Genomic DNA, 13,215 nt, shown 5'->3' with positions numbered 1-13,215 from the left:
CGTCACCGCGGCGGGACCGGCCGCGTTCCGGACCCGTCAGCGGGCGGCGATCGACAGGCTCCCGGGGACGTCGGCCGCCACCAGGTCGACAGCGCCGGTCTCCGGTCGCCAGCGGGCCAGCCCGGCGTCGTAGCGGAACAGCAGGCCGCCGTCGGCGGTCCAGCCGTACACCTCGCAGCACGCCTTGGCCCGGCCCTCCCGGCCCAGGTCGAGCAGGCGGGTCACCGCGCCGGTGCGGGCGTCCAGCACCGCCACGCCCTCGCCCCCGCTCATCGTGCCGGCGCCACTGGCGGTGGTGGTCCACCCGGCCTGGCCGATCCGGTCGCCGCGCTGCCAGCCCCGTCCGTACACCTCGTCCAGCCGGTAGCCGGGGGGAAGCGCGCCGGTGGTCACCGGCAGCCGGTCCGGCGCGCCGCCGGAGGCGGGGAACCGGCGTACGGCCAGGCCGCCGTCCCCGGACCAGCCGCCCACTGTGAGCAGGTCGCCGGACCGGGCCGGCTCGGGTACGACGAGCGTCCACGGGTCGACTGTCAGCTTCGGCGCCGCTCCGGTGCGCCGGTCCAGCTCGTACGCGGTGTCGTTGTCCCCGACGATCAGCCGGTCACCGGCCCAGACCACGTGTTCCAGGTAGCCCGCGAGCGGATAGCGACGCACCTCGGCGTCGGTCAGGTCGACCACCACCACCTCGCCGGTCTGCGCGAACGCGGCGGTCCGGCCGTCCGGCGACAGGCTGCCCGGCTTGAGTGCCGTCGCCTCGTTGCCCCCGGCGTCGCGGGTGGGCGCGAGCGTGACCACGTCGAGTTCCCGGACGATGCCGTCGTCACCCAGCACCCGGACCGTGCCCGCCTCGCCGGTTTCCGGGTCGACCGGCTGGTACAGCGCCAGCGCCCGGCTCACCGGGCGGTCGGAGAGGTCGGCGCCGACCCGGTCGCCGAGCCGGCCGAGCGGGTAGCCCGCCTCGCCGAGCCGGTCCGGGGGCCGCTGCACGACCGGCGCGTTGGGGGCCGAGGTCACCGCCGGGCGGGGTGGCGCCGCGGGGGGCGGGCCGGAGCGGTGCAGGAGCGCTGTCGTACCGCCGCCGACCAGGACCACGGCGACGGCGGCGGCCCCGGCGGCGCGGCGGGCACGACGGACCCGCCCGGCCCGTTCCCATCCGGCGGCGGCCGGCCGGGTCGGGCGGATCTCCTCGGTGGCCCGGGTCAGCAGCCGGGTCAGCTCCGTCTCGTTCACGGGTTCACCTCGCTTCCGGCGGCCAGGCCGTCGCCGGACCGGCCGGGGGCGGGCACCACGTCGCGCAGCCGGCGCAGCGCGTCGTGGCACTGGCTCTTGACGGTGCCGACCGTGACGCCGAGCGCCGCGTGGAACGAGACGCTGTGCGGTCTGCTGGCCGAGCTGCGACCCGACGTGTACGGGGGTTGGGAGGCGGCGCAGCTCACCACCGCGCTCAAGCCCCACCCGGCGGTGAAGGTCGCCGTCCGTGTCCGGCCGCTCCGGCGGGTACGCGCTGAGCCACTCCCGCCGCCGGCGTCGCCACCAGGACACGGCGTCGCGGTAGAGGATGGCGCGCACGTACGCGGCCGGGTCGCCGTCGCGCACCGACGGCCAGCGCAGCGCCAGCTTGAGCAGCGCGTCCTGGAGCAGGTCCTCGGCCTGGTGCCGGTTGCCGCAGATCAGGTACGCGGCGCGCAGCAGCCGGTGCTGGTGCGACTCGACGAAGGCGAGGTAGTCCGCCCGCCCGTCGTCCGAGTCACGCCCCATCCGGCTCCTCCTCCGTCACCGGCCAGACGCGCGGGACGGGGGCAAAGGTTGGGTCAGGTAGCGCTGAATCGTCGGGCCGACCCAGGCGGTCAGTTCCTCCGGGTCGAGGTCCACCACGGGTGGCAGCCGGACGACGTACCGGGTGAGGGCCAGTCCGAGGATCTGGCTGGCCACCAGACCGGCCCGCCGCTCGGCAGTCGCCGGGTCGGCGCTCGACCGGGCCACCGCGGTGGCGAGCTGGCCGGCGAAGATGCCGCGCATCCGTTCGGCCGCGCCGGGGTTGGTGGCGGCGGCCCGGAGCAGGGCGACGAGTGTCCCGTCCGCCTCCCAGCGGCGTACGAAGTGCCGGGTCAGTGTCTCGCCGAGCCGGTCCGGCGGCACCTCGGCCAGGTCGGGCAGGCGCAGGTCGAACTCGGCCGCCGCGGCGAAGAGTCCCTCCTTGCTGCCGTAGTAGCGCATCACCATCGACGGGTCGATGTGGGCGTCGGCGGCGATGGCCCGGATGGTGGCCCGGTCGTAGCCGTCGGCGGCGAAGCGTTCCCGGGCGGCGCGCAGGATGGCCGCCCGGGTGGCGTCCGAGCGGCGGGTTCGGGTGGCGGGTTCGGTCACGTCCACGACTGTAGGCCAACACGTGTTGACATTGGTTCTACAGTGAAGTCAACATGTGTTGGCAAACAGTTGTTGACCGAGCCGGAGGTGGGAGCGATGCTGCCCGAACGCACCGACGTCCTCGTGGTGGGCGCCGGGCCGACCGGCCTGGCGGTGGCCGTGACGCTGGCCGGGCACGGGGTTGCCGCGACCGTCGTCGACCGGCTCGCCGAGCCGCCCGTCACGTCGCGCGCCGCCGTCGTGCACGCCGGCACCCTCGAAGTGCTGGACCGGATCGCTGTCGCCGCGCCGCTGGCCGCCCGAGGGCTGCGCTCGGCCCGGTTCAGCGTCCGCGACCGGGACCGGGTGCTGCTCACCGTCCCCTTCGACCGGTTGCCGTCGCGCTACCCGTACGCGCTGCTGATCTCGCAGGCGGAGACCGAGGCGGTGCTCACCGACCGGCTCGCCGCGCTCGGCGGGCGCGTGCTGCGGCCGTACGAGATGACCGGCCTGGACCTCGACGGCGACGGCGCTCTCGCGCGCTTCGACGGCGGTCGCGCGGTCCGGGCGCGCTGGGTCGTCGGCGCGGACGGGATGCACAGCCGGGTCCGCGAATTCGCCGGCATCGGCTTCGGCGGCCCGGCCGACCCCGGGGAGTCGTTCCTGCTCGCCGACGTCCGGGTGGACAGCGCGTTGCCGCGCGACCAGGTGAGCCTCTTCCTGTCCCGGCGGGGCCCGCTGGTCTGGGCGCCGCTGCCCGACGGTACGGTGCGGCTGGTCGCCGCGGTGGCGGACGCGCCGCGCGACCCGCAGGCGCACCACTTCCAGGCGCTGCTCGACGAGCGCGGTCCGGCGCGCCGGCCGGACCGGGTCACCGGGATGGACTGGTCGTCCCGGTTCCGGATCCACCACCGGATCGCGAGCACCTACCGCTGCGGGCCGGTGCTGCTCGCCGGGGACGCGGCGCACGTGCACAGCCCGGCCGGCGGGCAGGGGATGAATCTCGGCCTGCGCGACGCGGTCGCGCTCGGCGACGCGCTCGCCGCCGGTCCGCGGGCCCTCGACGGGTACGCGGCCGACCGCCGCCCCCGCGCCGAGGAGGTGCTCGGCTTCGCCGCCACCCTGACCCGCCTAGCCGCCGCCCCACCCCCACTCCGCCCGTTGCGAAACCTCCTGCTCCAGGCGGTCTCCACCCTCCCCCCGATGCGCGCCCGAATCGCAACCCGCCTCGCCGGCTTCGAACCCCCACCCCGCTGATCTTGCAGTTCGGGCCCTCGACGGGTCCTTTTTGTGCGCCTTCGACCGGGCGGAAAGTGCAAGATCAGCGAGGAGGTGGGTGGGCGGGGGAGGGATGAAACGGGTCGGACACTGTCGGCGCTGACCGGTACGGTGAGCGCCGAAATCCGAACCGGGAGCGCGATTGGACCGCACCTTCCAGGTGGACCTCCGTGGCGTGGTCGACCTGCTCAGTCACCACCTGTACGGCAGCCCGCGCGTCTACGTGCGCGAGCTGCTCCAGAACGCCGTCGACGCGATCACCGCGCGCCGGTCCACCGAGCCGAACGCCCCGGCCCGGGTACGCATCGAGCCGCCCGAGCTGACCGGCGACGGCACCCTGCGCGTGCACGACACCGGCATCGGTCTCACCGAGGCGCAGGTGCACGAGCTGCTCGCCACCATCGGCCGCAGCTCCAAACGCGACGAGCTGGGCTTCTCCCGGCACGAGTTCCTCGGCCAGTTCGGCATCGGGCTGCTCTCCTGCTTCCTGGTCGCCGACGAGATCCGGGTGGTCACCCGGCACGCCGACGAGCCCACGGTGCTCTGGACGGGCTGGTCCGACGGCCGGTACGCGGTGCGGCTCGCCGAGCCGGAGCAGGCCCGCGACGAGCCCGGCACCACAGTGACGCTGGTGCCCCGGCGCGACGCCGACCAGTGGCTCGGCGTACCCACCGTCACCGAGCTGGCCCGCCTCTACGGCAGCCTGCTGCCGGTCGACGTCCGGGTCGGCGACATGTCGACCACCTCCGGGCCGCCGCCGTGGCCCACCACACCCGGCGCGCCCGTCGACCGCGCCGGGCTCCAGCGGTACGCGCAGGAGCTGCTCGGGTTCGTCCCGTTCGACGTGGTGCCGCTGTCGGTGCCTGAGGCCGGCCTCACCGGAGTGGCGTTCATCCTGCCCACCGCGGTGAACCCGGCCGCCCGCGCCGGGCACCGGGTCTACCTCAAGCGGATGCTGCTCAGCGAGCACGCCGACGGGCTGCTGCCCGAGTGGGCCTTCTTCGCCCACTGCGTGGTCGACGCGAGCGAGCTGCGCCCGACCGCGAGCCGCGAGGCGCTCTACGAGGACGCGCTGCTCACCTCCGTTCGGGAGGCGCTCGGCGACCAGATCCGGGGCTGGCTGGTGCGGCTGGCCAAGCACGACCCGCGCCGGCTCGGCGAGTTCCTCCAGGTGCACCACCTCGGCGTCAAGGCGCTCGCGATGCACGACGACGAGATGCTGCGGCTGGTCGACCAGTGGTGGCCGATGGACACCAACGTGGGCACGATGACGCTCGCCGAGTTCCGGCAGCGCCACGGCGTGCTCCGGTACGCCGCCGGCCTGGACGAGTTCCGCCAGCTCGCCGCCGTGGCCGCCGCGCAGGACCTGGCGGTGGTGAACGGCGGCTACACGTACGACACCGAGCTGATCGAGCGATTGCCCACAGTGGATCGATCGGTGCTCATCGAACGGCTGGAGCCGAGTGACCTCACCACCCGGTTCGAGATCCTCGACCCGGCGACCGAGCTGGCCCTGCGGCCGTTCCTGACCGGCGCGCAGCGGGCGCTGGAACGGCTCGGCTGCGAGGTCGTCATCCGGGCGTACGACCCGGTCTCGCTGCCCGCGCTCTACCTGGTGTCCCGCTCGGCCGCGTTCCACGACCAGCTCGCCGCCAGCCGGGACAAGGCCGACGAGCTGTGGGGCGGCGTGCTCGACGCGCTCGCCGCCTCCGCCCCGCCGGACCGCCCGCAACTCGTGCTCAACCACCGCAACCCGCTGGTCCGCCGGGTGACCACGCTCGCCGACCCGGAGCTGGTCGGGCTGGCCGTCGAGGCGCTCTACGGGCAGGCCCTGCTGCTCGGGCACCACCCGATCCGGGCGGCCGACGCCGCGCTGCTGAACAGTTCCTTCCTCGGCCTGCTCGGCCGGGCCGTACCGGGAGTGACCCGTGACTGACGACGACCTCTGGCGCATGCACCACGAGATCGAGACCATGCCGTACGGCCCGGGGCAGATCGCCGCGCTGGAACAACTGCTGCGCCGCGCCGACGCGGGCGACGACCGGCACCTCGCCTTCGCCGCCCGGGTCACCGGCACCACCGCGTACGTCTACGGCGGCGAACCGGCGAAGTCGTTCGTCACGTTCTCCTGGTGCCTGTCCGAGTACGACAAGGATCCGCAGCCCTACCACCAGGGCTACACGCACCAGCTGCTCTGGGCCTTCAAGTACATGGTCAACGCCATGGTGAAGTTCCCGGAGCTGCCGCTGGACCGGACGTACGCGGTGCTCGACGACATGGAGCGGCGCTACCGCGACGCCGGGCACTCGTTGCAGGCGGTCCACAAGCACCGCTACCTGGTCGCCGCGCACGTGGGCGATGAGGACGCGGCGGAGCAGTGGTACCGCAAGTGGATGACCACGCCCCGCGACACGCTCTCCGACTGCGCCGGCTGCGACCCGACCACGCAGGTCGCGCACCTGGTCCGGCTGGGCCGGCACGAGGAGGCGGTGGCCCTCGCCGAGCCGGTGCTCGCCGGCCGGCTGACCTGCAGCGAGCAGCCGCAGGGAATCCTCACCGCGCTGCTCACGCCCTACCGCGAGACCGGCCGGGGCGACGCCGCGCGGGACGCGCACCGGGAGGCGTACCGGCGGCTGCGTGGGCACCTGGCCAACCTGTGGGACGTCGCCGAGCACATCGAGTTCTGCACCGCGACCGGCAACGAGGCCCGCGCGCTGGAGCTGGTCGAGCGGCACCTGGACTGGCTGGACCGGGCACCCACCCCGGCTGCCGCGATGCATTTCGCGGCCGCCGCGTCGGCGGCGCTGCGTCAGGTGCCGGCCGAGCTGACTGTGCACCGTCGCGCCTCCGGTGACCGGCCGGCCGCCGACGTGCCGGTGGGCGCGCTCGCCGACGAGCTGGCCGGTACGGCCACCGGGCTGGCCGGGCGCTTCGACGCGCGTAACGGCACCACGCACCAGTCCGCGTTGATCGCCCGGAAGCTGGTGGCCGGGCCGGAGGGCGAGCACCTGCCGCTCTCCGCCAGCGTGCGCCGCCCGGTGGTGCCCGCGCCGCGTACCGCGCCGGACGACCGGGCGACGACCGAGCCGCCGGTCAGCGTGCCCGCCGACGCCGGCGCCGACGAGCTGCTGGCGCTGGCCGAGGAGTGCTGGCGCACCAACTGCCGGGAGGGGCTGGGCACCGTGCTGCGCGCGTACGACGAGCGGTACGGCGACGCCGACCTGCCGCCGGCCACCCGGGCGTGGCGGCTGGAGCTGCGGGCGGGCGAGTTGTCCCAGGAGGACGACGACGGCGTGGCGGTGGCGACCGCTGTCAACCGGGAGGCGCTGGCCGCGTGGCGGGAGGTGCCGGACCCGCTGCGGGCGCAGGTGGTGGCCGGGCGGCTCGGTGTGCTGCTGAGCATGACCGAGGAGAGCGCGGACGAGGGGCTGACGCTGGCCCGGGAGTCGGCCGCGTACCTGGCCGCGCACGGCGAACCGCGGGATCGGGCCGCCGGTTGGGACCGGCTCGCGCTCGCCCACGTGCACCGGGAGCGGTGGGCGGAGGCGCTCGACGCGCTCGACCGCGCCGACGCGGAGGCGGACGCCGATCCGTGGCTGGCCGGGCGGGTCGCGCTGCACCGCACGCACGTGCTGGAGCAGTTGGAGCGGGCCGAGGAGTTCCGGGACGCGGCGGCACGGTCCCGCCGGCTGGCCGGCGAGCTGGGCGACGCCGAGATGCTGACCAGCGCCTGCCTGGCGTACGCCCGCTCCACCGACGATCCGGCCGACGCGGTGGCCGCCTGCGACGAGGCGCTGACTGTCGCCCCGGCCGGCGCCCACCTGCCGCTGCGGGTGACCCGGGGCCGGGCGTTGCTGGCCGCCGACCGGGCCGGCGAGGCGGTGGACGATCTGGCCGAGGCGGTCACGCTCTGCGTCGAGCAGGGGCTGGAGGGCGACGCGCTGCTGCGGTGGGAGCTGGCCGAGGCGTACCGGATGGCCGGCCGGCTGGCCGAGGCCGCCGAGGTGGCCGAGGAGGCGGTGCTCGGCCTGGACCGGGCCGGCGCGCAGGCGGAGGCGGACCGGTGCCGGCACATGCTGTCGGGGATCTACGCGGGGCTCGGTGAGACGGATCTGGCGCTCGCGGTGCTCGACACGTTGGCGGAGAACCTGGACGGGCCGGACAATCTTCCCCGCCGGGCGCAGGTGCTGGAAGAGTCCGGCGGCCTGCTCTACGACGCCGACCGGGACGCGCTGGCCGCGCAGCGGTTCGCGGCGGCGGCCAGCGCGTGGCGGCTGGCCGGATTCCAGGTGGACGAGTTGCGGGCCCGGCGGCGGGAACTCCTCGCCCTGCACTGGTCCGGTGACCTGCCGGCCGCGGTGGCCGCGATCGAGGGGGTGGACGCCGCGGCGGCCGCGGTCTCCGGTCAGCCCGACGAGCCGCCCGTGGTCACGTACGAGCGGGCGATGGCCGCCGACGCGGTCGCCCGGGTGCTGATCGGCGAGGACCGGCTCACCGCCGCGCTGGACCGGCTGGAGGGTGTGCCGGGGCGGCTCCGGTCGATCGAGGCGTTCGGCGAGGCGGCGCAGGTCGAGGTGCTGACCGGCGAGCTGCTGTTGCGCGACGGCCGGCCGGAGCAGGCCGAAGGGCTGCTGCGTCCGGTGCTGGGTGGTCTGCCCACCGGCTCCCGGCCCGCCGCGCATGCCGCCTGGCTGCTGGCCCGCGCGCTCGACGACCAGGGCCGGCCGGCCGAGGCGGCGACGGTCCGCGCCGAGCACGGCATCGAGGAGGACTGAGGCGACTGCCGGGTAACCGCGGCTGCTCTAGATCGACGCCGAGGTCTAGGCTGATCCGGTGGCGGTGGAACAGCAGGCACGGGGGACGGCGGGCACGGCCCGGCGCCGGTCCCGGCGGGACGAGATCCTGGAGATCGCGGTCGGCCTCTTCGCGGCGCGCGGCTACCACGGCGTGTCGATGGACGACATCGGCGCGGCGGCCGGTGTCACCGGGCCGGCTCTCTACCACCACTTCGCCGGCAAGGAGGCGATGCTCGTCGCCGCGCTGGTGCCGGTCAGCGAGGGGCTGCTCGCGGGCGGGCGGGAGCGGGCCGCCGGGCACCCGGACGACCCGCGTGGCGCGCTGGAGTCGCTGATCGACTTTCACGTCGAGTTCGCGCTGGCCAACCCGGCGGTGATCGCCCTGCACCTGCACGAGCTGGACCGCCTTCCGGACGAGCCGCGCCGGCGCATCCGCCGGCTTCAACGGATGTACGTCGAGGAGTGGGTGACGGTGCTGACCGCGCTGCACCCCGGCCTGCCGGACGGCGCGGCCCGGGTGCTCGCCCACGCGGCGTTCGGCCTGATGAACTCGACGCCGTTCCTCGGTGGCGAGGTCGATCGCCGGCGCCGGGCCGAGCTGCTGCGCGGCGCGACGCTCGCGGCCCTGCTCGCGCCCACCGACCCGACCTGACACGCCGCCCGGACCTTAACGCATGTTAAGAAGAGACCCCGGCTTTGCGTCGAGAAGGGGTCACGTCCGTGCAGAAGATGATCGAATCGTTGTTGGTCGCCAACCGGGGGGAGATCGCGCGCCGGATCATCCGTACCGGCAGGCGGCTCGGGATCCGGACGATCGCTGTGCACTCGGAGGCCGACGGCGCGCTGCCGTTCGTGACCGAGGCCGATGAGGCGGTCTGCGTCGGCCCGGCGAACCCGGCGCAGAGCTACCGGAACGTCGAGGCGATCCTCGAGGCCGCCCGCAGCACCGGCGCGCAGGCGATCCACCCCGGCTACGGCTTCCTGTCCGAGAACGCGGACTTCGCCCGTACCGTCGAGGGGTCGGGTCTGATCTGGGTCGGACCCGGCGCGGACGCGATCACCGCGATGGGCGACAAGATCAACGCCCGGAACCTGATGGCGGCGGCCGGGGTGCCGGTCGCGCCCGGCACCACCGAGCCGGCGGCCGACCTGGACGCGGCGGTCGCGGCGGCCGCGGAGATCGGCTACCCGGTGATGGTCAAGGCCGCCGCCGGTGGCGGTGGCATGGGCATGGGCGTGGCCGCCGACGAGGCGGCGCTGCGCACCGAGTACGACAAGGTCCGCGCGTTCGCGGAGCGGATGTTCGGCGACGGCTCGGTGCTGATCGAGCGGTACTTCCCCCGGGTACGCCATGTCGAGGTGCAGATCCTCGGCCTGGCCGACGGCCGGGTGGTGGCGCTCGGCGAGCGGGAGTGCTCGGTGCAGCGGCGCAACCAGAAGCTGGTCGAGGAGTCGCCGTCCCCGGCGGTCTCGCCGGAGCTGCGCGAGCGCTTCCTGGCCGCCGCGGTACGGGCCGGCGAGGCGGTGAACTACCGCAACGCGGGCACCGTGGAATGTCTGCTCGATCCTTCGACGCAGGAGTTCTTCTTCCTGGAGATGAACACGCGGCTGCAGGTCGAGCACCCGGTCACCGAGTACGTCTACGGCGTCGACCTGGTCGAGGAGCAGCTCCGGGTGGCGGCCGGGCTGGCGCCGACGTTCGACCCGGACGCGCTCGCCCCGCGCGGCCACGCCATCGAGCTGCGGATCAACGCCGAGGACCCGAAGCGCTTCCTGCCCGGCCCGGGCGCGATCACCACCTGGAACGAGCCGGCCGGCGCCGGCGTACGGGTGGACTCCGGCTACGTCGCCGGCAACACGGTCACGCCGTTCTACGACAGCCTGATGGCCAAGCTGATCGTCAGCGGGGACACCCGCGAGGAGGCGGTCGAGCGGGCCCGGGCGGCGGTCGCCCAGTTCGAGATCGCCGGCCCGAAGTGCAACCTGCCGTTCTTCGCCGAGCTGCTGGAGAACCCGGAGTTCCTCTCCGGCGACTACGACACCGGCATCGTCTCCCGGATGCGCTGACCTTCGACCCGAACGAGGTGAACCTGATGGCGGAACTCCCCGACTCCGTGAGCATCCGTGAGGTCGGCCCCCGGGACGGCCTCCAGAACGAGGAGCCCATCCCCACCGACGCCAAGGTGCGGTTGCTCGACGCGCTGTCCCGTACCGGGGTGCGGCGCATCGAGGCCGTCTCCTTCGTCCACCCCCGGGCGATCCCGCAGATGGCCGACGCCGATGAGGTGTGGCAGCGGGCGGAGAAGGCCGACGGGGTGCGCTACTCCGCGCTGGTGCCGAACACCCGGGGCGCGCAGCGGGCGCTGGCCGCCGGCTTCACCGAGATCGAGGTGGTGGTCTCGGCCAGCGACACGCACAACCGGCGCAACGTCAACCGCTCCACCGACGAGTCGCTGGACGACATCGCCGAGCTGATCGACCTGCTGCACGGCGCGGGCGCGACCGCCGAGGTGATCGTGGCGACCAGCTTCGGCTGCCCCTACGAGGGCGACGTGGACCCCCGCCGGGTCGCCGCGATCGTGGACCGGGTCGCCCGCGACGGCGCCGACCGCGTCGCCTTCGGCGACACCACAGGCATGGGTACGCCCCGGCGCGTCCGCGAGCTGGTCACGGCGGTGCGGGACCGCAACGCCCACCTGCCGGTGCTGCTGCACTTCCACAACACCCGGGGTACCGCGCTGGCGAACATGCTCACCGCGATGGAGTTGGGCGTCACCGAGTTCGACGCCAGCGTGGGCGGCCTCGGCGGCTGCCCGTACGCGCCGGGGGCCAGCGGCAACCTGGCCACCGAGGAGGCGGTGCACATGCTGCACGACATGGGCATCGACACCGGCATCGACCTGGACGCCCTGATCGCTGCCGCCGAGCTGGCCGAGACCCTGGTGGGCAAGAAGCTCCCGTCGGGAGTCCTCCGGGCCGGCCCCCGTACCCGCCTGACCCCCCTCCCCTCCTGACCGTTTCCGCGTTGATCAAGGAGTTTGTGTCCTCATTCGGCCGCGTGGAGGACGCAAACTCCTTGATCACGGGAGTGGATGGGTGGGGGTGCGAGGAGCGGGTCGCCGGAGAGGGCGGCGGTGGGGTAGCCTAACGATCGTTCAGGTCGGTGGCGCCCTGCGCGGGCGGTGGCAACGGGAGTCGGCGTGACGCTCGACGGTGAGGCACTGGAGCAGCTGCGCAAGCGCGCCCGCGCCGGTGGTGCGGACAAGTACCACGCGGCGAACGCCGCGAAGGGCAAGCTGTTCGCCCGGGAGCGGGTGGCGTACCTGGTCGACGAGGGCTCCTTCGTCGAGGACGGGCTCTACGCCAACGCGATGGCCGACGGGCTGCCCGCCGACGGCGTCGTCACCGGCACCGCGACCATCGACGGCCGCCAGGTCTGCCTGATGGCGAACGACTCCACGGTCAAGGCCGGCAGCTGGGGCGCGCGTACCGTCGAGAAGATCATCCGGATCATCGAGCGGGCGTACGCGACCGGCGTGCCGATGGTCTACCTGGTCGACTCGGCCGGGGCCCGGATCACCGACCAGGTCGACCTGTTCCCCGGTCGGCGCGGCGCCGGGAAGATCTTCTGGAACCAGGTCCGCGCCTCCGGCTCGATCCCGCAGGTGTGCGCGCTGTTCGGGCCGAGCGCGGCGGGCGGGGCGTACATCCCGGCGTTCTGCGATGTGGTCGCCATGGTGGACGGCAACGCCAGCATGTACCTCGGCTCCGACCGGATGGTCGAGATGGTCACCGGCGAGAAGACCACGCTGGAGGCGATGGGCGGCGCCAAGGTGCACTGCGCCGAGTCCGGCGTCGGTCACTTCCTCTGCAAGACCGAGAACGACGCGCTCGACGTGGTACGGACCTACCTGTCGTACCTGCCGTCGAACTGGAAGCAGGACCCGCCCGCCGCCGACGCGGTGGACGCGCCGGAGAAGGCCGACCTGGCCGCGCTGGTGCCGGCCAGCGAGCGGCAGGCGTTCGACATGCGCCGGTACGTCAAGGGTCTGCTCGACTCCGGCAGCTTCTTCGAGATCCAGGCGCTGTGGGCCAAGGAGCTGACCATCGGGTTCGGCCGGCTGAACGGCGAGGTCGTCGGCGTGGTCGGCAACAACTCGATGTTCAAGGGCGGCGTGCTCTTCGTCGACTCGGCCGACAAGGCGACCCGGTTCGTGCAGCTCTGCGACGCGTTCAACGTGCCGCTGCTGTTCCTGTCCGACGTGCCCGGCTTCATGGTCGGCAGCGCGGTGGAGAAGCAGGGGATCATCAGGCACGGTGCGAAAATGATCACGGCGATCTCCGAGGCGACCGTACCCAAGATCTGTGTGGTGGTCCGCAAGGCGTACGGCGCGGGTCTCTACGCGATGGCCGGCCCCGGCTTCGAGCCGGACGCCACGATCGCGCTGCCCACCGCGAAGATCGCGGTGATGGGCGCGGAGGCCGCCGTCAACGCGGTCTACGCCAACAAGATCGCCGCCATCTCCGACGAGGCCGAGCGGGCCGCGTTCGTGGCCGCGAAGCGCGAGGAGTACGAGCGCGACATCGACGTGGTCCGCCTCGCCAGCGAGCTGGTGGTGGACGCGATCGTCGAGCCGCACGAGCTGCGCGCCGAGCTGGTACGCCGGTTCGCCGCCGCGCGCGGCAAGGAGCGGCACTTCTCCCGGCGCCGCCACGGAGTCACCCCCGTCTGACCCGGTAAGGAAGGGCCCCCTCTTAACGCCTGGTGCATGTAAAGGGGCCCCTCCTAACGCTT

General features: G+C 73.9%; 9 protein-coding genes. 7 read left to right on the top strand and 2 right to left on the bottom strand.

Going from position 1 to position 13,215, the window contains the following annotated elements; genetic code table 11:
- Positions 1 to 36 precede the first annotated feature (36 nt).
- Together MCBG_RS19845 and MCBG_RS19835 are read right to left on the bottom strand one after the other, a co-directional pair.
- Positions 37 to 1,758, bottom strand: a complete 1,722-nt coding sequence (locus MCBG_RS19845; protein ID WP_369799316.1) for a sigma factor — start codon at positions 1,756 to 1,758, stop codon at positions 37 to 39.
- 15 nt (positions 1,759 to 1,773) lie between these two features.
- Positions 1,774 to 2,373 carry a TetR/AcrR family transcriptional regulator gene (locus MCBG_RS19835; protein WP_043327640.1) on the bottom strand — a complete coding sequence of 200 codons (600 nt, stop codon included), beginning with the start codon at positions 2,371 to 2,373 and terminating at the stop codon, positions 1,774 to 1,776.
- 90 nt (positions 2,374 to 2,463) lie between these two features.
- Between MCBG_RS19835 and MCBG_RS19830 the strand changes: the two genes are divergently transcribed.
- The 7 genes from MCBG_RS19830 to MCBG_RS19800 all read left to right on the top strand — a co-directional run bounded on the left by MCBG_RS19830 (position 2,464) and on the right by MCBG_RS19800 (position 13,153).
- A complete protein-coding gene (locus tag MCBG_RS19830; protein ID WP_043327639.1) occupies positions 2,464 to 3,603 on the top strand; it encodes an FAD-dependent monooxygenase in 1,140 nt (379 codons plus the stop codon).
- 163 nt (positions 3,604 to 3,766) lie between these two features.
- Positions 3,767 to 5,560 carry an HSP90 family protein gene (locus tag MCBG_RS19825; protein ID WP_043327638.1) on the top strand — a complete coding sequence of 598 codons (1,794 nt, stop codon included), beginning with the start codon at positions 3,767 to 3,769 and terminating at the stop codon, positions 5,558 to 5,560.
- On the top strand, positions 5,553 to 8,399 hold the full coding sequence (locus tag MCBG_RS19820) for a hypothetical protein (protein WP_043327637.1): 2,847 nt from the start codon (positions 5,553 to 5,555) through the stop codon (positions 8,397 to 8,399). Before MCBG_RS19825 ends, MCBG_RS19820 begins: the two co-directional genes overlap by 8 nt.
- 58 nt (positions 8,400 to 8,457) lie before the next feature.
- The gene (locus MCBG_RS19815; RefSeq protein WP_043327636.1) at positions 8,458 to 9,072 is read left to right on the top strand and encodes a TetR/AcrR family transcriptional regulator; all 615 of its coding nucleotides are present in this window, start codon (positions 8,458 to 8,460) and stop codon (positions 9,070 to 9,072) included.
- 77 nt (positions 9,073 to 9,149) lie between these two features.
- Positions 9,150 to 10,487, top strand: coding sequence for an acetyl-CoA carboxylase biotin carboxylase subunit (locus MCBG_RS19810; RefSeq protein ID WP_043330792.1), 1,338 nt, complete (start codon positions 9,150 to 9,152; stop codon positions 10,485 to 10,487).
- Between the two features lie 26 nt (positions 10,488 to 10,513).
- The gene (locus MCBG_RS19805; protein ID WP_043330791.1) at positions 10,514 to 11,434 is read left to right on the top strand and encodes a hydroxymethylglutaryl-CoA lyase; all 921 of its coding nucleotides are present in this window, start codon (positions 10,514 to 10,516) and stop codon (positions 11,432 to 11,434) included.
- Between the two features lie 186 nt (positions 11,435 to 11,620).
- A complete protein-coding gene (locus MCBG_RS19800) occupies positions 11,621 to 13,153 on the top strand; it encodes an acyl-CoA carboxylase subunit beta (protein WP_043327635.1) in 1,533 nt (510 codons plus the stop codon).
- The last annotated feature ends 62 nt before the right edge of the window (positions 13,154 to 13,215 follow it).

Origin of the sequence: Micromonospora sp. M42, from assembly GCF_000568915.1 — a bacterium.
Taxonomy (GTDB): Bacteria; Actinomycetota; Actinomycetes; order Mycobacteriales; family Micromonosporaceae; genus Micromonospora; species Micromonospora chalcea.
The sequence above is the reverse complement of the archived record's forward strand: the minus strand, read 5'-3'. Positions and strand labels throughout refer to the sequence as shown.

Coding starts and splice junctions, on each gene's coding strand:
- MCBG_RS19830 (WP_043327639.1), top strand. CDS start 2,464: ATGCTGCCCGAACGCACCGACGTCCTCGTGGTGGGCGCCGGGCCGACC.
- MCBG_RS19805 (WP_043330791.1), top strand. CDS start 10,514: ATGGCGGAACTCCCCGACTCCGTGAGCATCCGTGAGGTCGGCCCCCGG.
- MCBG_RS19845 (WP_369799316.1), bottom strand. CDS start 1,758: ATGGGGCGTGACTCGGACGACGGGCGGGCGGACTACCTCGCCTTCGTC.
- MCBG_RS19810 (WP_043330792.1), top strand. CDS start 9,150: ATGATCGAATCGTTGTTGGTCGCCAACCGGGGGGAGATCGCGCGCCGG.